Source organism: Desulfosporosinus sp. FKA (assembly GCF_002196785.1).
In the GTDB taxonomy this organism is placed as follows: Bacteria; Bacillota; Desulfitobacteriia; order Desulfitobacteriales; family Desulfitobacteriaceae; genus Desulfosporosinus; species Desulfosporosinus acididurans.
Map to the genome: position 1 here is coordinate 62,647 of NZ_NAHZ01000016.1, position 25,530 is coordinate 88,176.

At 42.4% G+C, this 25,530-nt stretch carries 20 protein-coding genes; 6 read left to right on the forward strand and 14 right to left on the reverse strand.

Annotated features, from left to right (window positions below):
* Nucleotides 1-76: 76 nt before the first annotated feature.
* The 3 genes from B5771_RS04785 to B5771_RS04795 are packed head-to-tail and all read right to left on the reverse strand — an operon-like array spanning nt 77 to nt 4,174.
* Nucleotides 77-2,260, reverse strand: a complete 2,184-nt coding sequence (locus B5771_RS04785; protein WP_088186526.1) for a DNA topoisomerase III — start codon at nt 2,258-2,260, stop codon at nt 77-79.
* Nucleotides 2,261-2,320: 60 nt separating this feature from the next.
* Nucleotides 2,321-2,776 carry a YbaK/EbsC family protein gene (locus tag B5771_RS04790; RefSeq protein ID WP_088186527.1) on the reverse strand — a complete coding sequence of 152 codons (456 nt, stop codon included), beginning with the start codon at nt 2,774-2,776 and terminating at the stop codon, nt 2,321-2,323.
* A gap of 9 nt (nt 2,777-2,785) precedes the next feature.
* Nucleotides 2,786-4,174 (reverse strand): aspartate kinase, encoded by a 1,389-nt coding sequence (locus B5771_RS04795; protein ID WP_088186528.1) that lies wholly within the window; start codon nt 4,172-4,174, stop codon nt 2,786-2,788.
* Between the two features lie 247 nt (nt 4,175-4,421).
* On the opposite strand from B5771_RS04795, the gene B5771_RS04800 reads away from it, so the two are divergent.
* Nucleotides 4,422-5,567, forward strand: a complete 1,146-nt coding sequence (locus tag B5771_RS04800; protein WP_088186529.1) for an aldo/keto reductase — start codon at nt 4,422-4,424, stop codon at nt 5,565-5,567.
* Nucleotides 5,568-5,781: 214 nt separating this feature from the next.
* On the opposite strand, the gene B5771_RS04805 is transcribed toward B5771_RS04800, so the two are convergent.
* On the reverse strand, nt 5,782-6,369 hold the full coding sequence (locus B5771_RS04805; protein ID WP_047810109.1) for a hypothetical protein: 588 nt from the start codon (nt 6,367-6,369) through the stop codon (nt 5,782-5,784).
* A gap of 277 nt (nt 6,370-6,646) precedes the next feature.
* Here B5771_RS04805 and B5771_RS04810 point away from each other — a divergent pair, with 277 nt between their 5' ends.
* Nucleotides 6,647-9,880: a DEAD/DEAH box helicase gene (locus B5771_RS04810; protein WP_088186530.1), complete on the forward strand. Its 3,234-nt coding sequence runs from the start codon at nt 6,647-6,649 to the stop codon at nt 9,878-9,880.
* 273 nt (nt 9,881-10,153) lie between these two features.
* Here the strand turns inward: B5771_RS04810 and B5771_RS04815 are convergent, their stop codons facing one another.
* The 10 genes from B5771_RS04815 to B5771_RS04860 all read right to left on the reverse strand — a co-directional run bounded on the left by B5771_RS04815 (nt 10,154) and on the right by B5771_RS04860 (nt 21,502).
* Nucleotides 10,154-11,644 (reverse strand): altronate dehydratase family protein, encoded by a 1,491-nt coding sequence (locus B5771_RS04815; protein WP_088186531.1) that lies wholly within the window; start codon nt 11,642-11,644, stop codon nt 10,154-10,156.
* A 12-nt stretch (nt 11,645-11,656) separates the two neighbouring features.
* Nucleotides 11,657-13,105 (reverse strand): tagaturonate reductase, encoded by a 1,449-nt coding sequence (locus tag B5771_RS04820; RefSeq protein ID WP_088186532.1) that lies wholly within the window; start codon nt 13,103-13,105, stop codon nt 11,657-11,659.
* A gap of 30 nt (nt 13,106-13,135) precedes the next feature.
* Nucleotides 13,136-14,083, reverse strand: coding sequence for a sugar kinase (locus B5771_RS04825; RefSeq protein WP_088186533.1), 948 nt, complete (start codon nt 14,081-14,083; stop codon nt 13,136-13,138).
* Nucleotides 14,084-14,085: 2 nt separating this feature from the next.
* Entirely contained in the window at nt 14,086-14,739 is a 654-nt protein-coding gene (locus B5771_RS04830; RefSeq protein ID WP_047810104.1) for a bifunctional 2-keto-4-hydroxyglutarate aldolase/2-keto-3-deoxy-6-phosphogluconate aldolase, read from the reverse strand.
* A gap of 26 nt (nt 14,740-14,765) precedes the next feature.
* Nucleotides 14,766-16,172 (reverse strand): glucuronate isomerase, encoded by a 1,407-nt coding sequence (gene uxaC / locus B5771_RS04835; protein WP_088186534.1) that lies wholly within the window; start codon nt 16,170-16,172, stop codon nt 14,766-14,768.
* An 87-nt stretch (nt 16,173-16,259) separates the two neighbouring features.
* Nucleotides 16,260-17,321, reverse strand: coding sequence for an oxidoreductase (locus B5771_RS04840; RefSeq protein WP_088186535.1), 1,062 nt, complete (start codon nt 17,319-17,321; stop codon nt 16,260-16,262).
* 114 nt (nt 17,322-17,435) lie between these two features.
* The gene (locus tag B5771_RS04845; protein WP_088186536.1) at nt 17,436-18,728 is read right to left on the reverse strand and encodes a TRAP transporter large permease; all 1,293 of its coding nucleotides are present in this window, start codon (nt 18,726-18,728) and stop codon (nt 17,436-17,438) included.
* Nucleotides 18,725-19,213, reverse strand: a complete 489-nt coding sequence (locus B5771_RS04850) for a TRAP transporter small permease (RefSeq protein WP_053006382.1) — start codon at nt 19,211-19,213, stop codon at nt 18,725-18,727. The genes B5771_RS04845 and B5771_RS04850 overlap by 4 nt, the downstream gene beginning before the upstream one ends.
* A 65-nt stretch (nt 19,214-19,278) precedes the next feature.
* The gene (locus B5771_RS04855) at nt 19,279-20,301 is read right to left on the reverse strand and encodes a TRAP transporter substrate-binding protein (RefSeq protein WP_242966741.1); all 1,023 of its coding nucleotides are present in this window, start codon (nt 20,299-20,301) and stop codon (nt 19,279-19,281) included.
* Nucleotides 20,302-20,449: 148 nt separating this feature from the next.
* Nucleotides 20,450-21,502, reverse strand: a complete 1,053-nt coding sequence (locus tag B5771_RS04860; protein WP_083996074.1) for a LacI family DNA-binding transcriptional regulator — start codon at nt 21,500-21,502, stop codon at nt 20,450-20,452.
* A gap of 343 nt (nt 21,503-21,845) precedes the next feature.
* Between B5771_RS04860 and B5771_RS04865 the strand changes: the two genes are divergently transcribed.
* From B5771_RS04865 to B5771_RS04880, 4 genes are all read left to right on the forward strand, one after another.
* Nucleotides 21,846-22,052: a hypothetical protein gene (locus B5771_RS04865; protein WP_088186538.1), complete on the forward strand. Its 207-nt coding sequence runs from the start codon at nt 21,846-21,848 to the stop codon at nt 22,050-22,052.
* A gap of 109 nt (nt 22,053-22,161) precedes the next feature.
* Nucleotides 22,162-23,685: an ammonium transporter gene (locus B5771_RS04870; RefSeq protein ID WP_088186539.1), complete on the forward strand. Its 1,524-nt coding sequence runs from the start codon at nt 22,162-22,164 to the stop codon at nt 23,683-23,685.
* A 59-nt stretch (nt 23,686-23,744) separates the two neighbouring features.
* Complete coding sequence (locus tag B5771_RS04875) at nt 23,745-24,083, forward strand: P-II family nitrogen regulator (protein WP_047810096.1); 339 nt, start codon at nt 23,745-23,747, stop codon at nt 24,081-24,083.
* A 94-nt stretch (nt 24,084-24,177) separates the two neighbouring features.
* On the forward strand, nt 24,178-25,461 hold the full coding sequence (locus B5771_RS04880) for an ArsB/NhaD family transporter (protein WP_088186540.1): 1,284 nt from the start codon (nt 24,178-24,180) through the stop codon (nt 25,459-25,461).
* Nucleotides 25,462-25,530: the final 69 nt, after the last annotated feature.

The following is a 25,530-nucleotide window of genomic DNA, read 5'->3' on the forward strand; positions in this document are numbered from 1 at the left end:
TACTCATGTCAAACCTCTGAAACATTGGAAATAAAAAAAGGTTTTTCATTCTACACCGAAAAACCTTTTTCAAAATTTATTTCTTCACTTGCAATTTTGCTAAAGCATCTGCTAAGGCTGTATTTTTTAGAATTTCATCATTTTGCTTTTTCAAATAAGCGTGTACTTCTTTTTTATTGCCGGTACTCTTGTCAGCCTCTTTGCGTTTCTTAAAAGCAGAGAGTTTTTCCCGGTAACCGCAGACACAAACGAACAATTTATTGTCGCCCTCTCCCCGAATCTCCATTTTCTTGTGGCATTCCGGGCAGCGCGCATTAGATACTTGGGAAATAGCCTGCCTGTAACCGCATTCGCGGTCTTGACAGACGTACATTTCCCCTTTCTTGCCCTTCACCTGTAAGAGGAACTTACCGCAATTAGGGCACTTTGTTCTAGTTAAGTTATCATGTTTAAAGGATTGAGTGCTGCCGTTGACCGTACCAACGAGCTGAGTGGCATACTCCCGCATTTCCTTTAAGAATGTCTGAGCATTTACCCGCCCTTTGCTGATCTCATTTAATTGTTGTTCCCATTGGGCGGTTAACTCCGGTGATTTAAGTTCCGGAGGAACCAAGTTAATCAATTGAATCCCTTTGGACGTCGGCATAATTTCCTGGCCCTGCCTGCTCATATAAAACGAGTTAAAGAGCTTTTCAATGATCTCGGCCCGTGTTGCCGGAGTACCCAGGCCATGACTTTGATCCATAACCTCTCTCAACTGCCGGTCTTCAATCATCTTGCCGGGATGTTCCATGGCAAAGAGCAAGCTGGCTTCCGTATGTCTCGACGGAGGCTTCGTTTTCTTGGCTTCCAGATGTATTGACAAATTCCTCAGCGTGTCACCAGGACTGATTTGGGGTAAGGTCTGCAGCCCCTGATCTTCTCCTTCATCCTCATCCTCTGCCCCTGAGTAAGTCGAATAGACATCTTTCCAGCCTTTTTTGAGGACAATTCTCCCCTTTGTAGTAAATATTTCGCCATTGACTCTCATCTTAACGGTCGTTTGCTGATATTCAAAGGCCGGCGAAAGAACGGCCAAAAACCTGCGCACAATTAAATCGTAAATCTTAAGTTCTTCTGAACTAAGCCTATTCAACATAGCGGGCTGTTCTGTGGGAATGATTGCATGATGATCCGAAACTTTAGAATTATCAACAAAACGTTTGCTAATGTTGAGTTTATTTCTTAAGATTCCTCGAGCCAAATTAACGTAAGGACCCTGGGCAACACTTTTCAAGCGTTCAGATAGTGTCGGTACGATATCCTCACTGATATAACGCGAATCAGTGCGCGGATAAGTCACCAACTTATGATTTTCATAAAGCTGCTGCATAATGTTCGACGTTGTTTTGGCAGAAAAGCCAAATTTACGGTTAGCATCCCGCTGTAGTTCTGTAAGATCGTAAGCTAGGGGGGGCAGCTCTTTCTTAGCCTCTTTTTTTACGTCAACAATTTCTCCAACTTGACCCTTTACTTTCGTTAAAATGCCATTCGCCTTTTGGAAGTCAAAAATGCGGGTTTGACCATTTTGGCCCTGCCAGCGCAGATCAAAAGTTCCTGTGGAGGCAATCGCCGACCAATATTCTTGCGGAACAAATTCCTTAATTTCTCTTTCCCGGTCAACGACCATAGACAAGGTGGGGGTTTGGACACGACCAGCTGAAAGCTGGGCATTGAACTTACAGGTTAACGCGCGGGTAACGTTTAAACCTACCAGCCAATCGGCTTCTGCACGACATTCCGCTGCCGAATACAGCGCGTCAAAATCTTTACCGGGCCGTAAGTGATTAAATCCGTCCCTGATTGCCTTCTCGGTCAGAGACGAGATCCACAACCGTTTAATCGGTTTACGCCAGCCGACTTTCTTAATAATCCAGCGCGCCACCAGTTCGCCTTCACGCCCTGCATCAGTGGCGATAATCAACTCATTCACTTCCGGACTTCTCATTAAACTCTTAACAGCCCCAAACTGTTTAGCAGTTTCTTTAATGACTACCAATTCCATTTTTGATGGCAGCATAGGGAGATCTTCGGCCCTCCAAGTTTTGTAGCCAGCATCATAAACTTCAGGGTCAGCCAAGGTTACCAAATGGCCCAAAGCCCAGGCAACAATAAATTTTGCTCCTATAAGGCAACCATTTCCCTTCTGGGAACAGTTTAAAATTTTTGCTACTTCGCGGCCAACGGAAGGTTTTTCAGTTAATACCAAGGTTTTTGCCATGTCATACTCCTTTTAGTAAAACTCCCACTTCAACAAAGTGGGAGTGGTTCCCATACAAATTCACTGAGCAACATCAATCCATTGTCCACAGGTTAGTTCCTGCAGAGCATCCACTGTTAACTTAATGGCCGTATTGGGTTCACCGGCCGCAGGAAACACATGAGTATAGGCTTGCAGTGAATAATCCAAATAGACCGGAATAGGTTTCTTTAAGCCGAAGGGACAAACACCGCCGACCGGATGCCCGGTGACACTTACTACTTCTTCAGCCTCAGGCATCTTAGCCTTTGTCGCAAAGACGCCTTTAAATTTCCTATTATCCAAACGTTTATCGCCAGCCATCAAAATCATAACAAATTGCTCTTTAGTTTTAAAGAGCAAGGATTTAGCGATTTCTCCGGGGGTTACCTTTAAGGATTCTGCCGCTTTAGCAACGGTGCTGGTATCTTCAAAGGTTAAGATTTCAATATCTTGCTTGTTCTCTTTTAAAAACTCCTTGACAAGTTCAACAGACATAACTTCCTCCTAATATTCAGCGACACACAAATCTTCATTCAGGCAAGCAATAGCTTTGGCATACATTTTTCGATCAATGACAAATTGCATATTGACCTGCCGTAAGGACTGAGCGACACATTTGATATTAATATCATTTTTAGCCAAAGCGTTGGCTGCTCGTGCTAAAATTTTTGGCATCGCGATATTTGAACCAATGACACAGACAATAGCAGCCTCTTGAACTGTTACTGTCTGATAATTTTCTTTCAGCTCTGCAACTAATTGATCATTGAGATCTGATTCCCAAATCACGAGAGAAATACTATTGGCATTTGTTGCTTTGGTAATATAACTAATGTTGTGTTCCTTAAACTTCTTCATGATTTCATAGTCAAAGCCAATTTCCCCGACCATTAAAGTATCATGAATCTCTAAGACCACAATCTTGTCAGAACCAGCGACGATTTCTATTCTGGCCTTGGGTCCAATATAATCCTTGGAAATAAGGGTTCCCGGATGGTTCGGTTCAAAGGTGTTCTTGATGCGCAAATTAATTCCGGCCATTTCCAAAGGTTTGGAAGCATTAGGATGAATGGCCTCCATTCCGATATCTGCCAGCTGATCAGCAACGTCATAATTCGTCTTGCCGACGGGAACAGCCTTTTCAACTCCGACGATCTTGGGATCTGCTGAGGACAGATGAAACTCTTTATGAATAATCGCTTCATTAGCTTGTAAATGCGTTGCTATCTTGGAAAAAGTAATTTCCGAATATCCTCGTTCATATTGCCGCATAATCCCTTCGACTCCTTTAGTATAGCCTGTTGCCACGATAATGGCGTCAAAGGGATTAATGTTTTTAAATGTTCTTTCAATGCGCTCGCTAATGGAAAGCTGCTTTGGATCCCTGAAACCGGTAAGATCCACAAGTTCGGCACGAATCCCCCGATTGCGTAGAATATTAACCGTATTAAAGGCCGAATGGGCTTCTCCAATAGAGGCCAAAAGTTCCCTGGCTGCCGATAAGATACTTCCCCGTTCGACATACCCTGAAGCAATAATATCTTCCATACTGCTCAAATAGGATTTGGTCTGATTAATCCGCTCCACTAAGAAATCACGGCAGACTTGATAGTCCAAACCAATTTCCACGAAAGATTCGTTAATCTGAAGCAGCCGTTCCAATAACTGATTTATGGAAGTTTCATAGTCTTCCCCTTTAATAAAATGTTGGTAAACTCCAGGCGCTTTAGTCTTTTTATCTTCTAACAACCAATTCGTTACCCCGGCATAAGCGGAGACTACAAAGACTCTACCGTAGTGAAAGCCCTCTGAACCCGGGTAACCAATAATGTCATTAAGCACATTTTGAAATTGAGACATAGATGTGCCGCCAATTTTTTCTACAGTTAACATAGTTAATCCTGAACCCCTCTTCTTAATTCTAAAATACAGAAATCCCAATTTTAAGACTATATGATAACAGTCGTATCTTAGTTATACCTCGATCGGCAGCAATTGTCCACCTTAATACACACTCCCCTGACAGTACTGTTCTACTCTTACGATTGGATCAAAGAATTAGCGCCCCCTTGAAATCTTGTTTTCAAGAGTATACGCTATAACTATTAATTCCAAACGACGAAAGAAGGGAAGTAGGTCTATGAAATACCGTAAATTTGGCAGTTTAGATTATCAAGCTTCAGTTCTGGGATTTGGCTGTATGCGTCTCCCGTTCTTGAATGGAGATCCCGGTAAAATCAATGAGCCGGAAGCGATCTCCTTAATCCGTTATGCTATCGACAACGGAGTTAACTACATTGATACGGCCTATCCCTACCATCAAGGACAAAGTGAAGTATTAGTTGGAAAAGCGCTGCAAAACGGTTACCGGGAAAAAGTTAAGCTTGCTACGAAGCTCCCTCTTTTTCGCTGCCAAAGTCCTGAAGACTTTGACCTTATCCTCAACGAACAATTAAAAAAACTTCAAACGGATCACATTGACTTCTATCTTTTGCACGGCCTTAACAAAGCCACCTGGGAAAAGGCCAAGAGCTTTGACTTTGCAGACTTTCTCAAAAAAGCTTTGGCAGACGGACGAATAAAACATGTCGGATTTTCCTTCCATGATAAATTCCCCGTTTTTCAGGAAATTGTCGACGCCTACCCTTGGACTTTCTGTCAAATCCAATATAATTACATGGATACAGAGTTTCAAGCGGGCAATAAGGGGCTAAAGTATGCGGCAGAAAAAGGACTCGCCGTCATCGTTATGGAACCTCTGAAGGGCGGCAAGCTCGTTAAAAATCCTCCGTCTTCCATACTTAACATTTGGGACAAGGCGGAGGTCAAACGATCGCCTGCAGAGTGGGCATTACGCTGGGTTTGGAACCATCCTGAGGTGACCTTACTCTTAAGCGGAATGGGTACTAAGGAGCAAGTTGACGAGAATTTGCGCCTGGCAGGTAATTCCGAAGCCGATTCCCTGACAGACAAGGAACATAAATTAATAGACGAGGTTAGAAAACAGTACTTATCCCTAAACAAGGTTGACTGTACTGCCTGCGGCTATTGCCAGCCCTGTCCTTCCGGCGTAAATATCCCCAACAACTTCGCCCTTTATAATGACGCCCATATATATGATGATTTTAGTTCTTCCCGTTTTGCGTATAACACCTTCTTTACCCCGGAAAGTAAAGCTTCTGCCTGTATTGAATGCGGTGCCTGTGAAGAAGCCTGTCCTCAGCAGCTTCCCATTCGAGAACACTTGAAGGAAGTTCAAAAAGCCTTTGAGCCAAACCCCTCTTAAGTTTAAAAATATAAGGGTTGTAACAGATTCAGAAAATGAACCTGTTACAACCCTTTTCTATAATTTTTCACGTGTCAATCCGAATCAACTTCATTATACCTAAAAATCAAATTAGCAACCTATATACTGTGCCGCTTTCTTGAAAAACCATTTCTGATTCGATTCATTTACCATTTAATAAGATGTTAAATTCATAGCATTATAAGCCCTAAACTTACTGACTTTCAAAACTGCGGCTTGAATTAGCCAGAATAAACAGCGGCTGCCGGAGATAGTCCACCGGATAAAGATCATCTCTTCCAGAAATTAAAGCCATGACTCTAGCCACATTGGAAAGGGGATCTATTGAAAGAATAACAAAGACATCTTTGTCTGCAGTTAAGGGATAAATAACGTTGTCCTTATTTAAAACATCCAGATAAGCGTCCAACGTCAGCACTCTGAAATCTTGATTCCGCCACCGCACATCGTAAAGCTTAAAGGCCTGATGAGCCACAAGGGGTAAGAGGATGTCCTCTGTTAAATAAAGTTCAATCCCCATCATATAACCTTCACCATCAAGATCATTCCAATACTCGCAATGAAACACATTATTGACTGCCTCTCGATAGGTTTTTACCGACAAGCGCATCTGATTTAAAAGTTGGCCCATGCCTGGCCATTTTATTCTTGGTATACTGAGACTTTTGAGGTCGTAATATAATCCAATGTCGCTTTCCTCGAGGGTATACTCAACAGTTGTATCATTGGGCATCAAGTAAATATAGCCCATTTGCATATTGTTGTCACAAGTGATAAGCATAGCACATCTCCCCCCCAAGCTTCGTATTATAGCTTGTCTACCTCTTCTACATATAGGCTCATTTATCCTGCAACAGAAGCAATGACATTATCCTGATGATTTAACAAGATTCACAAAAAAACGGCCTCAATCCTCACAATGAAGAGCAATTTCGACCCATCTTGACGAAGAAAACAGTATAATTTCAAGTTAGACGCCTAACCTCATTTATGATATTCTTAACTCGATTCCTGTAAAAATTAGTCTAGTGGCATTATGCCGCTAAAGGAGTAAATTCATGCCTCGTTTTTCAATCTCAGAACCCCAAATTATGAAACTGGCTGATAATGACCGTGTCTATAAGAAGGGAGTTTCCTATTTCTTAACCAATAGAGTTCGCGATTGTAACTATGACCCTGAGAAAGGTACTGTCAGCGCTTCTGTCATCGGCAATTTACGTTATGAAGTCCAGTTAGTCTTCGCCAAAGAGGGTGCCTTACACTCCTATTACTGTACCTGCCCTGCCTTTGCCGAATATCACGGCGCATGTAAACACGTCATTGCAGTTCTAAAAACTATTCTGCAAAAAACAATGTCCTGGTCTAAGTCCTCGAAACAGAATCAGGCTGTGGAGAAATTCCTTCAAGCCTTTTCTCATCAGCAGCGGGACTTTCATTTAGAAGAGCTAACCTTAAATGCAGAGCTCACTATTATGACCGGCTATCACTTATCGGCTGATTTGCAGCTTAAAATTGGGCTGCAGCGCCTTTATGTCATTAAAGACTTAGAGCAATTCCTTACTGCTCTTAAAACAGGCCAATCTCTGGAATTTGGCAAACAATTCACCTTTGAGCCTCAGCGTCAAACCTTTAAGCCAGAAGATCAAGCACTGGTTTCCATGTTAATTAAGATGTATGAACAGCACGCTTCTCTTCTTGAAATGCAGGGAAACTATTATAGTTCAAGTTTGTTTAAACAAAGACCCCTGCCTTTATCCGGCTATTATCTGACGAAATTTTTAGATGCAATGGGCAATAAAGAATTTCTTTGCCAAGTTAATAGTTCGAGTCCTCAAAGAATGCGGATTGTCAGAGACGGTCTGTCCTTGGAATTTTCTTTGAATTCCCAAGATCAAGACCTCTCCTTGACCCTGGAGTCCACCGATATCCCTCTGCAATTAACTGCTGACGGCAGCTATTATTTGTACCGACAAACGATTTATCAAGCAACTACAGCTCAAAAAGACCTGCTCCCATCCCTTATAAGCAGTCTTGACAGAAATGCTGTGACAGACATTGTTATTCCGGCCGCTCAGAAAGAAACGTTTGTCTCTGAATCCTTGCCCATGATTGAAAAAATAGGAACGGTCTCTATAGACCCTGTCTTAGAAGATAAATTCAGTCAAGATGCGTTAGAAGCCAAACTATTCTTTGATCGCTCTGAAGATCTGGGCATTACGGCCCGCTTAGAATTTCATTACGGAAATGTTGCCATAAACCCTTTTACCTCAACTCGAGACATTATCAATGACTCTGCCGATGAAACCATCCTCATTCGCTCCATCACCCAAGAGCGGACAATCCTTAGTATTCTGGAGCAGGCCGAATTTATCGTTTCCAAAGGACGCATTTACCTTGATGACGACGACAAAATCTTTCAATTCATAGCTAAAGGACTCCCTCTGCTTCAGAATCTGGCCGAGATATACTATTCCGATCAATTCAAACTCAAAATTCGTTCCGCTCCGGCCTTTTTCGGCCAAGTTCGTTTAAATGAAACCTCAGACATCCTTGAAATATCCTTTCAATACAACGATATTGATCCCAGCGAATTGACAGATTTATTTCATTCCCTGCATTTAAAGAAAAAATACCATCGCCTTCGCGATGGTTCCTTTCTTGATTTAAACCAACCTGAGTTAACCTCAGTAGCTCAGCTCTTTGATAATTTAAATCTCAATGTCAAAGATCTGGATCAAAAACTTATTAATATTCCCAAATACCGAGCCATGTATATTGACAGTTTTCTTCGTCAGGCTAATCTCCCCGGAATGCAGCGCAACAAGGCCTTTAAACAACTCGTGCAAAGCGTTCTTGAGCCACAGGATGGCGACTATGTAATTCCCGCAGACGTGAGTCATGTTTTGAGAGATTACCAAAAAACTGGGTTTCAATGGTTAAAGACTTTAGCTGCCTGCGGTTTAGGCGGTATACTGGCCGATGACATGGGCCTGGGCAAGACTCTCCAAATTCTCTCATTCATTTTATCCGAAAAAGAGGCTTCACCAGATCCTGCCCTGGTTATCGCCCCGACCTCACTGATTTATAACTGGCAGACAGAAGCTCAAAAGTTTACCCCCTCTTTAAAAATTCTTGTCATCGATGGAACACCACAGGAGAGGCAGGCTCAAATAGAACGTATCGGCCAGTGGGATCTTGTAGTTATCTCCTATCCCATTATTCGCCGTGAGATTGACAATTTAAAGGATGTTATGTTTTCTTATTGCTTTCTTGATGAAGCCCAGCATATCAAAAACTCACAAACCCTGAATGCTAAATCTGTTCAACAAATTCAAGCCAAAGGATATTTTGCCTTAACAGGAACGCCGATCGAAAATTCTCTTTCTGAGCTATGGTCTCTTTTCAATTTCATCATGCCCGGCTATCTCCTCACTTACCCAGAATTCCGCCAAAAGTTCGAACTACCCATTGCCAAAGGGGAAGACACGCCTCTTACCGAGCTAAGCCGCCATGTAAATCCATTCATCTTACGCCGCCTGAAAAAAGATGTTCTTAAAGAACTGCCGGATAAAATTGAAACACAGCTTTATGCGTCTTTAACAGAGGAACAGAAAAGACTATACCTCGCCTATTTACAAGAAGCAAAAGGTCAGATAGCGCAAGAACTGGCTACAGTAGGCTTTAATAAAAGTCACATTAAGATTCTCGCAGCCCTTACCAGACTTCGGCAGATTTGCGGCCACCCCGCCACATTCCTCGATGATTATGCTGGTGAAAGCGGGAAAATGCTGCTCTTGCAAGAAATCCTCACAGATGCCTTGGGCAGCGGTCACCGCATCCTTCTTTTCTCCCAATTTACAACCATGCTGAATCTTATCCAAAAGTTTTTAAACTCACAGAACATTGAGCATTTCTATCTTTCAGGAGCAACCAAAGCTGCCGAACGGCTAAAAATGGCCAACTCCTTCAATGCAGGAACCGGCCAGGTCTTTTTAATTTCCCTCAAGGCTGGAGGGACAGGCCTTAATCTAATTGGTGCCGACATGGTTATTCATTATGATCCCTGGTGGAACCCCGCAGTGGAAGATCAAGCCACAGACCGAGCTCACCGAATCGGCCAAAAAAACTCTGTTCAGGTCATTCGGCTTATTACCCAAGGCACTGTTGAAGAGAAAATCAGTGCTTTACAAGTTAAAAAAAAGGCTCTCGTAGATTCAGTGATTCAGCCGGGGGAAACGTTTCTTTCCAAATTATCGGAAGAGGAACTTAAGGAACTTTTTGATTTAAGTTAAGTCGTGACACAACGGCATCATAACTTAGTAACACCCGATATATATACCCAGTGAACTCGCTTACGCTAAAGCTGAACATTGGGGCTTCAGATACAATAATGTCCAATGGACATTATTGCCCGACAAAATTCGGCGCGCCCGTACTATACGAGCGCGCCTTTGCTTATTCTCGAACCAAAACAACCTTAAGTCTTAGCAGCATAATACACCATGCTGCCTCTGACCAACGGTGAAATGTCCATTTCTCAGATAACCATTGTTATCATAATATATTTACAAAGTGACACCTTTTTTGAAAATAGCTAACTCCCGAAATTGATTGTTTTCGTTATTAACCCAGCGTCCACTGGCGACTGCAAGGATATAATTAATAAAATCCTCAAGCAAATTCTCCATCGTCACATCTTCGATCAAGCTTCCAGCATTAAAATCGATCCAATGGGGCTTAAGATCATAAATCTGGCTATTGGAAGATATTTTCATCGTCGGAACAAAGCTGCCAAAAGGAGTTCCTCGTCCTGTGGTAAAGAGAACCAGCTGACATCCTGCTGCCGCCAAAGCTGAGGAAGCTACTAAATCGTTGCCTGGTGCACTGAGGAGATTTAATCCCTTGGTTTGCAAAGTATCGCCGTATTTTAGAACATCCATAACAGTGGCAGATCCTGCTTTTTGGGTACAGCCCAGCGACTTGTCTTCCAGGGTAGTAATTCCTCCTGCTTTATTGCCTGGCGAAGGATTTTCATAGACCGGCTGCTTATATTCAATAAAATACTCTTTAAAATTATTGATTAAATCCACCGTTTTAGCAAAAACTCCTTTATCCTTGGCCCTCGCCATGAGCAACGTCTCCGCGCCAAACATTTCAGGTACTTCAGTGAGGACGGCTGTTCCCCCCTGAGCTACCAAAAAATCCGTGAATTTCCCCAGCAGAGGATTAGCCGTTATCCCGGAAAATCCATCGGAGGCTCCGCATTTCAGCCCTACCTTAAGTTCAGAAAGAGGTATCTCCTCCCGCTGATCCCTAACCATCTGCTCATAAAGTTGCTTTAGAATGTTGACCCCTTCGGCCACTTCATCAGACACTTCCTGAGAAACCAAATACTTAATTCTCTGTTGATTATAATCCCCTAAGGACTTTATAAATTCGGGCATGGTGTTATTTTCACAGCCTAAGCCTAAAATCAAAACCCCTCCGGCATTGGGATGCTTCACCACGTCGCCCAGGATTGTCCGTGTATTGACGTGATCATCACCCAGCTGAGAACAACCATAGTTATGCTTGAGAACCATAATATTGTCGATGGCAGTATTCTTCACTTCTTCTTTAAAACGCTCAATAATCTGTTCTGCCGTGCCATTGACACAGCCCACCGTGGGAACGATCCAAAGCTCATTTCTTATTCCTACCCGGCCATCCTCCCGACGATAGCCAAGGAAGTTCAAATTACGCTGAAAGTCTTTCTGCTGGAAATTTTGCGGCTCATAGGAATACTCACTAATACCTTCCAGATTGGTTTTAAGATTATGGGTATGAACATGATCACCCGCAGAAATATCCTGTAAGGCATGGCCAATGGGAAAACCATATTTCAGGACGTTTTCGCCTTGTTTAATATCTTGAACAGCAACTTTGTGCCCCCGGTTAATCTCTTCATGAATAGGGATTGCTCGGCCGTCCAGATCAACAACGTCACCTGTATTCAATTTTCGCAAGGCAATAGCGACATTATCGGCTTGATGAATTTTCAGTAAATCCTTTTTCATAATCAATCACTCTTATAGTAAGTTTTTAAGGGCTTCGGGCATGCCCAGTTTTTCAATAGCTGTCAAGTCCCTGGTAACTGCTTCAGTAAGCCCCGCTACTTCATTCAAGTCCATCTTCCAGTTCTTTTGGTACCCAAGGATCGTGCGGACCAGCTCACTCAGAGCTGCCTCAGAACCATCACACTTCTGCCAGGCTTCTTGGTACAGCCCCAGAATATCCGCATCATCAGCCAGTTTAATTGCTTCGTCCCCTCGTTTACCCTTATAGAATTCTATTAAAGCAGCCAGGGAAAAGACAATTTTTTCAGGCAGCTGCTGATTTCTCCTGACGTATTCTAAAAGTGTCGGCAGTACTCTGGTTTCGAATTTAGACATTGAGTTTAAAGCAATGCTGAGTAAATAGTGTTGGACAAAAGGATTAGCAAATCTCTCCAGAACAGCACCTGCAAAATACTTTAACTCTTCTTGAGGCAGATCCAAGGTCGGAATAATTTCTTCATAAATAACATCTTTAATGAATTGACCAATAACCGGATCGTCTACAGATTGCCCGACGGTATCAAGGCCATAAAGATACGCTACCGGAACCAAGGACGTGTGGGCTCCGTTTAAAATTCTTACCTTTCTCGTTCTATAAGGAGTCATGTCACTGACAAACTTAACGTTAAGCCCTGCCTCTTCCGTCGGAAATTCCTTCTTTACCCACTCTGGGCCTTCAATAACCCAGAGATGGAATTGCTCACCGACTACAACTAAATTATCCTCATAACCCAGTTCTTCTGTAATCTCCTTAATCGTATCCCTTGGGTACCCAGTGACAATTCGATCGACGAGAGAACAGCAAAAGGTATTAGAATTTTCCAGCCAGGTTTTAAACTCTTCCCCAAGCTTCCAGAATTCAACATACTTGAGGACGATTTCTTTAAGTTTTTCACCATTTCGGTCAATCAGTTCACATGGTATAATAATCAACCCTTTATCCTTGTCACCGCCAAAGGTCCTAAACCTGTGATATAAAAAGGCGGTTAACTTCCCAGGATAACTTTTCTGAGGAGCGTCAGCCAATTGATCGTTTTCCGCAAAAGCAATTCCCGATTCTGTCGTATTGGAAATGATAAAGCGTAATTCTGGAGTTTCAGCTGCTTGCAAATACTCATCGTACTGAGTGTAGGGATTGATACCCCGGCTTATACTATTAATCACAGAATGTTCTTTGACGGCTTTTCCCTCTTTAATGCCTTGCAGGTAGAGAGTATACAAACCATCCTGGTCGTTTAACTTGTCAACAAGCCCCTGTTCAATCGGCTGAACCACAATAACACTGCCGTCAAAACCTACAGATTTATTCATTGTATCGATTTGCCAGTCAACAAAAGCCCTTAAAAAGTTCCCTTCTCCGAACTGAAGAACTCTTTCCGGATGCTTTTTATACTCAGGAAAACTCTCTTTGCTTAATTTCATGTCCAAGACCTCCATTACTTGTCTTTATAGCTATCGTTCAATACGTTGTTTACGACCCATGAACTCTAATAATTGTTCAAAATAGGGGTAGCCATCGGAATCACCCTGCGCTAGCGTAGCCATGGCCCCTATTCCATTGGCATATTTGCCGCTTTCCTCCAAGCTTTCCTTTCGTAAAATTCCTGCTAAGAGACCAGCAGCAAACCCATCACCGGCTCCGACGGTATCAATCACTTTCTCTACTTTAAAACCAGGGACATATCGTGATTCAGATTCCTGGCGCAGATAGCACCCTTCACTCCCGAGCTTGATTGCGACTATTTTACTGCCTTGGGCAGTAAAATAGTCAGCTATAGCTTCCACATCCTTTATGCCAAGCAGAAGCTCAGCTTCATCAATACCTGGCATAATAATGTCCGCATAATGAGCGAGTTCTAAAATTGTACTTCTTGCTTCATCAAGACTCCAAAGCTTGAGGCGCAGATTCGGGTCAAAGGATACTAAAACTCCATTAGTTTTAGCTATTTCAACGGCTTTAAAAACAGCTTCGCAGGCACTTGAGGAAAGAGCCGGAGTAATTCCCGTAAAATGAAGTATTTTCGCTTGTTTTAGATAGTCTTCATTAATATCATCAACACTAAGGGTACTGGCAGCTGAGTTTTTACGGTAATAAATGACATTGGGATTAGAGCTTTGATAATTTTCCTTAAATAATAAGCCTGTACTTTCCTGTCTAAGCATTTTTACCTGGGAGGTGTCGACCCCTTCTGCTCGTATGGAATTTAAAATATAGCGTCCAAATTCATCGTCACCAAGCTTGGAAAACCAACCTACCTTATGGCCTAATCTGGCAAGGGCGATAAGGACATTTGACTCCGCTCCGCCTAAGGATTTGCGAAAACCATTCACCTGCCTTAGAGGCCCAGGTGTATCGGGATTAAAAACTACCAAAGATTCTCCAAAACTGACGACGTCCATGGCTATTTCCTCACCTCGGCTATAGCCTTTTGAAACTGCCCAACAAACTGGGCCGCCGTTTTTTCAACAAGTTCATAATCTCCTGTTTTAGCTCCCTTAGTCAATTCGCTGCCTATTCCAACAGCTACTGCACCAGCCTTAACCCAATCCTTAATATTGTCCAAAGTGACTCCGCCGGTTGGCATAAAATTAGCTTGTGGAAGAGGTCCCTTGAGAGCGCTGAGAATTCCCGGCCCAAATAAGCTGGCCGGAAAGACCTTGATAATTTCCGCACCGTATTCTAAAGCTTCAACGGCGTCTCTAACCGTAACCACTCCAGGCATAACAGCCACTCGGTAGCGGTTGCAGAGTTTAAGCACCTCTGGATTCAGGCTGGGACTTACAATAAAATCCGCGCCCGCCCTTATACAAGCTGCAGCCGTTTCCGTATCTAAGACCGTTCCAGCTCCGATAATCAGCTCATGGTCTGTATTCGCTTTACATAGCTCTTTAATGATATCTACTGCACCTGGAACAGTCATCGTTAATTCTATACCCCTGATACCGCCTTTTTGGACAGCCTCGACAATTTGAATAGCTTTCTCTTTGGATTCCGCACGTATTACAGCGATAACCCCGGCTTCAAGAATTTTTTCAATCATTTTTATTCTCTTCATATTTCCGCACCTCAATTATTCCTTACCTAAAATTCCATTCCAAAGTATGCTTTAGCATTTTTAAAGCTGATATTTTCAACATAGTTACCGAGAAGTTCTCGATCCTTAGGGACTTCACCGTTTTCAGCCCATACCCCCAGCATTTGGCAAAGTATTCTTCGGAAATACTCATGTCTCGTATAGGAAAGGAAACTGCGTGAATCTGTCAGCATACCAACAAAGGTACCCAGGGCCCCTAAATTGGCCAAGGTTTTCATTTGTTCCAGCATACCCTCTTTGTGATCAATAAACCACCAAGCTGCTCCCAACTGTATCTTTCCGGCAATACCACTGCCTTGGAAACATCCCATCAAAGTAGCTAGAACATAGAAATCATTAGGATTTAAGCTGTAGAGTATAGTCTTAGGCAGAGCATTTTTGGTCTCTAAGGAGTCTAACAGTCGGGAAAGAGGATAAGCAGCTTTACTGTCATTGACAGAATCAAAACCTGTGTCAGGCCCCAACAGCTTGAGCATGCGGGAGTTATTATTGCGATGGGCATTGATATGAAGCTGCATGGTCCAGCCGAGTTCCGTGTACTTTTGACCTAAGAATTGCAAGGTATGAGTTCTGAATTTTTGTTCCTCCTCAAAACTAATTCCTTGGTCCTGGAGCGCTTTGGCAAATATTCCACTGACTTCTGCCTCAGAGGTCTCTTGGAAGGGGACATAATCCAATGCATGATCCGCAACTCTTCCGCCGACTGCATGAAAGAAATCCAGGCGGTTTTTCAAGGCCGCAAGAAAGTCAGAGTAGTTTTCGATATTTACCTTAGCTACCTGGGCTAACTTATCCACCCAATCTTTAAAACCTTCCTTATCGATGCCAAGAGCCTTATCAGGCCGGAAGGCCGGATAAACTTTTACTTCAAAATCAGCACAGTCTTTAAGTTTGAGATGATATTCCAGGGAATCTGTCGGATCATCCGTGGTACAAATCACCTTAACATTGGACTTCTTGATGATATCTCTAACCCTAAAGCCTTCCCCTGCCAGCAAGGAATTTACCTTTTCCCAAATCGCCGGTGCAGTCTTTTCGCTTAAAACTTCATAGACTTGAAAATAGCGCTGCAATTCCAGATGGGTCCAATGATAAAGAGGATTCCCCAACAGCTTCGGCATGGTTTGGGCCCAGGCCAAAAACTTTTCGTAGTCACTGGAATCCCCGGTAATAAATTTTTCATCAACGCCAACACTTCGCATGGCACGCCATTTATAGTGGTCTCCATAGAGCCAAGCATCAGTTATGTTCTTAAACTGTTTGTTGTCGAAAATTTCCTTAGGACTGATATGACAATGGTAATCAATGATCGGCATAGTTTTGGCATACTTGTGATATAAATCGATGGCTGTTTCAGTTGATAAAAGGAAATTCTCATCCATGAAGGTTGTCATTGTTACCATCTTCCTTTTGTAAATTTGTGCTTTCTGCTTCATATTACTACTGTTTACATATGCCCACTGAATTTATACTAATCATTTTCACTCAGCAGAATAGGTTAAAGTACGCTGTTGTTTTTGACTTTCTAAAGCTAACTCAATGATGCGAATAGTATTCAAGGCCTCTTCGGGTTTGACTGCTAACTTAATTCCTTGGCTGAGCGCAGCGGAGATGTTTTCATAATAAGCTCGATAATCACCCCTGATGGTTTCTACCTTGCCTATATAATGCAAACCATTGACCTCCGTATTTAACACACCCCAATCCTCTGTCGGCTCTTGTCCCCACAAAGGATCATCATTAGGCATCAGCCCTAATTTCAGGGCCGCTTCTTGTGGATCTAAACCGTATTTTACAAATGAACCATTTGTACCGTGGACAATAAAATGGGGTCCTTTTTCTCTTACTAACATACCGGCTTTTAAGGTAACCTTAATTCCCTTCTCGAAATTCAAGATTAACTCGAAAGCATCATCAATTTGGCTATCCTCTCTTTGACGCCGAATATCCGCGGTTACAGACTTTGGTAAGCCAAAAAGAACTTGGGCCTGGTCAATGAGATGTGAACCTAAATCAAAAACGATACCGGCACCGGGGTTCTCTTCCTCTTTCCAGGTATGAGGCCGCAAATAGTTAATATAGCGGTCATAATGAACTTCAACTTCGACGACCCGCCCCAGCAGCCCTTGCTCTATTAGCTGACGTACTGTTTGAAAATCGCCGTCCCAGCGTCGATTTTGAAAGACACTAAGCAGACAGTTTTTCTCCTGAGCCAGCTTTATCAAAGTCTTAGCTTCAGCAGACGTTGCCGTAAATGGTTTGTCTACAACGACATGTTTTCCTGCTTCCAAGGCCAGTCGGGCATAATCAAAGTGAGTTGCATTTGGGGTAGCGATGACGACAAGTTCAATCTCAGGATCAGCTAAAAGTTCCTCAACACTCTTTACAGAAGAAACCCATGGATAACGATCCTTAGCTTTTTGCTCACGACGCTCAACCACCGTTTTTAAATTTAAACCGTTGACAGAAGAAATAATCGGGGCATGAAAAGCCTGTCCTGCCATTCCATAACCCACTAAGCCAACTTCAGTTATTTTGCTCAAATTATTTCACCACCAGTATTAATTTTTATAATTTTTCCAAAACTGCGTTATAAGTAATCGGGTGACCATTTTCAAAATGAAATGGCCACCCAACAAGCATTCAAAGTTTCCTCTTTAGTGAACTAAAATTTTGGGTAACGTTAAAGAAATTGCTGGCACATAGGATAATAACATTAACATACAAAACATAACTGCCAAAAAGGGCAACATGGCTTTAAAGGCCTGTTCAAGTTTCAAATTGCCCATGGAACAGCCGACATAAATGGCAGCTCCAATTGGCGGCAGCAAAAGGCCCATTCCTAAAGCTAACATCATCATAACGCCAAATTGGATTGGATCGACGCCAACCTTTGTAGCAATGGGGAGAAGAATCGGGGTAGCTACCAAAATTAACGGTGCCATATCCATAATTAAGGCAAAAGCAAGTAAGATAAGATCGATCAATAGAATAACCACATGAGGGTTACTGGATAACCCAGTGATAAAACTCATGACTGCATCCGGAATATGAAGATAAGAAAGAAACCAAGAAAAAGCAGAAGATGCGGAAATCAAAAACAGTACAACGGAAAGTTTGCGGAAGGTCTTGACTAAAATATTATGAACACCTTTAGGTCCAACTTCCCGGAAGACAAAGGTAACGATAATCAAAGCATAAACTACCGCGATTGCTGCGGATTCATTAGCGGTAAAAACACCGCCCAAAACTCCTAACATGATAATTCCTGCTGTGGACAGACTTAACAGTCCTTCGGCAATAACACGCAAGCGTTGATTCTTGGGAATGACATCCCCTCGTGGATAATTACGACGCACTGCAATGACATAACTGGTAACCATCAGAGACAAACCCAAGGCAATTCCCGGAATTAGTCCTGCCGCAAATAATCCGGCAATAGATACTCCACCGGCGACTAAAGAATATAAAATCATATTATGACTTGGCGGAAGCAAAACTCCCTGTATAGCACCAGTGCAAGTTACACTGACAGCGTAATCATCATCATAACCGCGCATCCTCATCATGGGGATCATAATACTGCCAATAGATGAAGCATCAGCTACGGCTGAACCTGTAATTCCTCCAAAAAACATAGTTGAGAGAACGTTCACTATTGCTAAACCGCCTCTGAAACGACCGACCAAAAGATTGGAAAGTTTAATGAGCCTTTCCGAAATGCCGCCCTCCCCCATAATTTCACCCGCGAAAATAAACAAGGGAATGGCCATCATAGAGGTTGAATTGAGCCCGTTCAACATACGCTGACCCACAACTTCCAGGGGAACACCTAGATATATGCCCGTTAAGACTGAAGAAACCGCAAGACTGAGAGCTACCGGAACATGCAAAAAGCTTAAGATTAAAAAAGTCCCTATTAATAATGCAATAGCTATACCTGTACTCATACTTTGCCTCCTTCATCCAAGAAAGGACCTAAGAGCCGATCAACTACAATAACGAGACCAGTAAAGGGAATCACCATATATTGAACTCCATTAGGCAGTCCTGTGGCGGGAAGCTGTGAACTCCAGGTTAGAACCGTAAATTTGTAGCCTTCGATCATCAGAAACAGGCCAAAGAGGACACTTAATACATCAGATAATATATTCAAAGCTTTTTGAACAGGAGACGGAAAATGGTCATAGAGAACAGTGATACTCAAGTGAACTTTCCGGCCAATACCAGTGGCAATGCTGAGGAAACCATACGCTGTCATAAACAAAAGCGCTACTTCTTCAGACCATGCTGGTGTATTACGTAAAACATAACGGCTAAACACCTGACAGAAAACTATAATAACCATTACGGCCATCATATAGGAGCCAATAGACTCGACGACATTGTCAAATACGCCGACGAAAGTTTTTAAAGTTCTTTTAATGGATGACATGACTGACTCCTTTCATATAAAACTGCGGAAGGGGATGGCCAGTCAACCTGGCCATCCAAAACCTTTTATTTTGTAGCTCGAATTTTGGCGATGATATCTTTGAATTCAGAACCGTATTTGTCATATAAAGGTTGAACTGCTTTTTGCCATTCTGCAACATCGACTTTACTGATAACATTGCCATGAGCAGTAACTTCTTGTTTAGCTTTGTTTTCTAATTGAGTCCAGGAAGTACGTTCTGCGGCTTGAGAATCCTTAGCAGCTTGCATAATTAACTTTTGGTCAGCAGCTGAAAGCTTATTCCAAGAGGTTTGGCTGGCTAAGAGGATTTCCGGAGTCCGGGTATGATCGTCTTCAGTAAAATATTTGGCCACTTGATAATGGTTTGTGGAGTAATAACTAGGCCAGTTGTTCTCTGCCCCGTCGATAACACCTGTTTGCAGAGCACCATAAACATCGCCATAGGCCATCGGGGTAGGGGAAGCACCCAGGGCCTTCACCAGGTCAATATACATCGGTGATTGCTGAACGCGAATCTTCATTCCTTTTAAATCACTGGGATGAACCACCGCATGTTTGGAATTATAGAAGCTTCTGGCTCCAGAGTCATAATAGGTTAAACCGACCATTTTGGCCGTAGATAACGTCGAAAGGATTTGGTCTCCAATGGGTCCATTCAGGACGTCCCACATTTGCTGACTGGAGTTAAAGAGATAGGGTAAATTTAAAACATTAAGCTGTTTATCAAAACTGGCCAAAGGTGAAGCATTAATCCGAGCAAAATCGATAGCTCCAAGTTGAACTTGCTCAGCTACAGTAGCCTCGTCACCTAACTGGGCATTGGGATAAACTGTAACCGTAATCCGACCATTACTGCGTTGCTTAACAAGATCAGCAAACTTTTGATCCCCAGCAACTGTCGGATAATTCGTGGGCTGGTCATCCGCTAAACGCAAGGTAATATGAGCGCCGCTTGAAGCACTTCCAGCACTTCCGGTACTTTGACCGGTCGAGGTGCCACAGGCCGTAAGAGTTAACATAGCTGCAATCGTCAATCCAACAATTGCCAATCGTTTAGCTTTTTTCATTTTCACTATTTTTTCCTCCCAAAACTCTTTTCTTTATATTCCCCAAAAATTTAAAATTAATTAAAGTTTAGGTAACGGTTTTGTAAACCGGTTCACTAACGTGGTAAAAAATTTTCCACGTTGATGTGGAAAAGATTTATCTTACCTGTTACAAACTTGTGGAACCGCGCACAATCAATTCCGAAGGTAATTCCAGCAATTTCGGCTTTGCCTTACGTCGTTTCCCTATGATTCTATTGATCAGCATTTTAGCGCTCTCAACTCCAATCATGTAAGAAGGCTGAGAAATCGCAGTTATCCCGGGAGGAATTAGTGTTGCCCAACCCATATCATCATAACCGCAAACTCCTAAATCGTCTGGCATAGCTAAATTTAATTTGCGAATTTCTTGGAGAAGATTGAGCAAGGTTACGCCATTGACAGCCATTACTGCCTGTTTTTTTGTTTCACCTGCCATACGAAAGCGTTGCAGAGCATCCTCAATGGATTTGGGATTACTGTTATCTATGACATAGACAAGGTCATGAGCCTCAATATTCTGGGACAATTGGTAAGCGTGCAAAAATGCATTCTGCCGGATATGACGCGAACTGCTCCAATTGGTTTCCTCGGTAAAGAAGGCCACTCGCTGGAAGCCAACATCGAAAAGATATTGAACCGTCTGCGTTGTCATCGCAAAATTGTTACTTGTTACAGTATCAAACTTCAATTCTGGAAGGGCACGGTCTGTTAAAACAATAGGTAAGCCCTGTTCTTGAAGAGAAAGCAAATAATCAATATTTTGACCTGTACTGTTAACGATTAAGCCTTCAATTCGATTGTCAATCAGGGATTGAATGTATTTTTTTTCGAGCTCAGGCTCATTGTCCGTGTTGGCAATAATTATTTGATAACCCTTTTCTTGACAATAATCGCCAATCCCTTTAAGTACTATTGCGAAAAAAGGATTGGTGATATCTGATATTATGGCGCCAATTAATCCACTCTTGTTAGATTTTAAACCTCTAGCCAGATTATTTGGTCGATAGCCTAAGGTTTCAACAACTTCTTCAATACGTTTTCGTGTTTCCTCAGACATGAATTCATAATGACCATTCAAGTAGCGGGAAATCGTTGTTTTGGAAACTCCCGCTTTACTTGCAACTTCATCAATGGTCGTTTTTGTTTGCTTAATCTCAGTCCCACCTCCTTCAATTTCAATCTAATGTTTTGAAGAAGTTATAGAAATCAGTTTTGTAAACCGGTTTACATAACCCATAATAATAATTCTCAAGATTTTTGTCAATACACATTTTTTAAACAATTCACCCCCAATCTTCCATTTCAAAATCTCATCAAGTATTTACCAGTTTGTTATTCGTACTCTCAAAATGTATACAATGTTTTTTTCGAAAGTATCTAGACTTCACAACTATTACTCCGTATAATAACCGTAATGAGCAAAGGCGCTCTCGAATGAATTTCGAGAGCGCCTTATTTATTTCAAGCAAAGACGCTTGGGCAATGATGTCCGAGCGTCTCTTTTATTTTAAGGAGGTGATTCCATGAAAATACTCAAGGTCCTGATAGGTGCAGACATTTTTATTATACTTTCCGGTTTAGCCTGGCTGTTGATAATTCCGAACTTCTATTTAAGTGCTTTTAACCGGCCATTGCCATCATCGTTTTTAGGAATGTTGGTGCTTTTATTCGGTATCTACAAAGGTTTTCATTTGCGCAGGACCTATTTAAGACTTAGAAGTCAATCCTAACAGCTTTATAAACTCATCATTTGCCATTATTTCTTTATTAATACGTGGAAATTGAAACATCCTAAAAAACGTCTATATTGTCTATTATTAATGAAAGGGGCAGGGAAAAATGAAAAGATCAAAATTGATTAAGATCACGTTGTTAACCGTATTTTTGATTCTCATGATTGCTACAGTAGCCTTAGCGGCCGGTGGTGATCCCTCAGGAGCAAACACCGGGGGAATCGCCGATATCGCCGCGGCCAAAGCCGGAGATCCGACATTATCGGAAGTCGCCGCTCAAGTTGGTAAAAACAAAATTGGAATCAATTTTGTTTGGACCTTACTTACGGGTTTTATGGTTTTCTTCATGCAAGCAGGGTTTGCTCTGGTTGAAGCCGGTTTTACCCGTGCAAAAAATGCCGCTCATACCATGGCTATGAATTTAATGGTCTTCTTGGTGGGAGCTATCGGTTATTATCTTGTAGGATTCGGTTTGATGTTTGGTGGAGTTGGCGCAGTGGGTGCCTTAGGCGGAACGCCGCCACTCACCGGGGAATTCGCTGTCAACGGTTGGGGATTGTTCGGTCATACAGGCTTTTTTCTAACTTCTGGAGGAACTTATGACGTGGGAGTATTTATTCTCTTCCTGTTCCAAATGGTATTTATGGATACCGCAGTGACTATACCAACAGGAGCACAGGCGGAGCGTATCAAGTTCTCCGCAGTTGTCATTGGCAGCTTCTTCATTTCTATGATTCTGTATCCCATTTATGGCAACTGGGTTTGGGGCGGCGGCTGGCTTTCCCAAATTGGTTCTAAATGGGGCCTGGGGCATGGGGTCGTTGACTTTGCAGGTTCCGGTGTTGTTCATAGTATCGGAGGAGGGTGCGCTTTAGCTGCTGCTTTAGTTTTAGGACCTCGTATAGGAAAATATGTTAACGGAAAAGTCAACGTTATTCCCGGTCACGATATCCCTATGGCAATTCTAGGTACTATTATCTTGTTTTTCGGATGGTTCGGCTTTAATCCCGGAAGTACCTTAGCCGGTACTGACTTACGTATTTCAGTGGTTGCTGTTAACACCATGTTAGCCGGTGCCGTGGGCGGCTTTGTAGCCATGATGATTATGTGGATTAAGTATAAAAAGCCAGACCCTTCTATGATGTGTAACGGTACTTTAGCAGGTTTAGTGGCGATTACTGCTCCTTCTGCCTTCGTCTCAGTCAATTCCGCTGTTCTTATTGGAGCAATAGCCGGAGCCCTTGTAGTAGCCAGTGTACTCTTTATCGATCGCAAATTGAAAATTGATGATCCGGTGGGAGCTATCTCTGTTCATATGGTTAATGGTATTTGGGGCGTCATCAGTGTCGGGATCTTTGCTGACGGCACCTACGGAGATGGCCTCAACGGAGTTGCCGGAGGAGTAACCGGCCTGCTTTATGGAAATGTCGGGCAATTTGGCGCCCAATTAATCGACGCCGCAGTAGTTCTGGTTTGGAGTATTGGCTTGTCTTATATCTTCTTTAAGATTCTCAATGCAACTCTCGGTATGCGTGTGAAACCGGAAGACGAATTAGCTGGATTGGATATTCCAGAAATGGGCATGTTAGCTTATCCAGAATTCGTTATGCAGTCATCAACCGGCGAATAAGTTCAGATACTTCTTTAGAATTGATTAACGCGGCCCATAAATATGAAAGGGGAATTTTTATGAAAAAAATTGAAGCCATAATCCGGCCGGGTAAACTGGATGAAATCAAAGATGCCCTGGCGGCTTCCGGAATCTTAGGCATTACAGTAACCCATGTGCTTGGTTTTGGCAGACAAAAAGGTTATACGCAAATTTACCGGGGGCAAGAAGTTGTTTCACATTTGCTTTCGAAGATTAAAATAGAAATCGTCACTGTTGATGAAAAGTTAGATGAAGTTATCGATATTATCGTTAAAACTGCACGTACTGGTCAGGTTGGCGATGGCAAATTGTTTATTCATAATGTGGAGGAAGTTATTCGTATTCGCACCGGCGATAAAGGTGAGAAAGCTATTTAGCGATGGCAAAGATTAGAGAAGGCTGATTATTTACGAATAAATAATCAGCCGCCTTTATTTTAGCTTCTTGCCAACCTGGAAAGGAGAACAGAATGTGACATTAGCTGAGCCTTTAGTTATAACCCTAGTCATCTTCCTTTTAACCTACGGCCTCATAATCACAGAAACTCTTAACCGAACCGTTGTTGCTTTAATGGGCGCTAGTTTAATACTTTTCGCTAATGTTCTAAATCAGGAACAAGCAATTCAAGCCATTGACTTCAATACAATTGGTCTGTTAATTGGCATGATGATCATTGTTGGTATAACTCGTCGAACGGGAGTTTTTGAATATACGGCTATCAAAGCCGCCAAGCTTGCTAAAGGTGACCCAGTATTGATTTTAGTGGCCCTTTCTGCAGTAACGGCAATAACTTCGTCATTACTTGATAATGTAACAACGGTTTTACTGATAGTGCCTGTAACATTTTCCATTTGTTCTGAGTTGTCTATCGATCCCATACCTTTTCTGATCAGCCAAATCCTCGCCTCGAATATCGGCGGTACCGCAACTTTAATCGGAGACCCTCCCAATATTATGATTGGCAGTGCTTCCGGCCTGAGCTTCCTGGATTTTGCTCAAAATCTCTTCATCCCCATTGCCGCTACATTTTTAATAACCATGCTGATTTTACGGGTTATTTATCGTAAAAAGCTGACAGCGTCGGAACTTGCCAGGGCTCGAATTATGGATTTGCCGGAACTCGAAGCTATAAAAGATTTTGCTTTGCTAAAGAAGTCTCTGTTCGTCCTAACTTTGACAATTTTAGGCTTTCTATTGCATAAAGTACTTAATTTTGAACCAGCGACTATTGCCATAGGGGGAGCCACGCTTTTATTGTTAATTACCAAGGAAGAACCTGAAGATATCTTTCTAACTATCGAATGGCCGACTCTCTTTTTCTTTGCAGGCTTATTTATCATTGTTGGCGCTTTAAATCAAGTCGGAGTGATTGAATGGGTTGCCAGGAGATCTATTGAAGCTACAGGCGGAGTTATCTCTGCTACGACGATGTTAATCTTATGGTTATCTGCAATTGCATCCGCATTTATCGATAACATCCCTTTCGTCGCTACAATGATTCCACTTATCCAAAAGATGGGGCAAATCGGAGGAATTACAAACTTGAAACCCTTATGGTGGGCTTTATCCTTGGGAGCATGCTTGGGTGGCAACGGGACACTTATTGGAGCTTCTGCCAACGTCATTGTAGCTGGGCTAGCTGAAAAAAACGGAGTTATCCTCACTTACAAAGGTTTCCTTAAAATAGCTTTCCCCTTAATGATTTTGTCGGTTATCATTTCCACTGTTTATATTTTCGCAGTATATCTGAGTTAAAATTTTTCATTGAAAAACTTCACAACCGGGCACCAAATCTTGCCAGGATTTGTAGTGATAAAGTGTTTT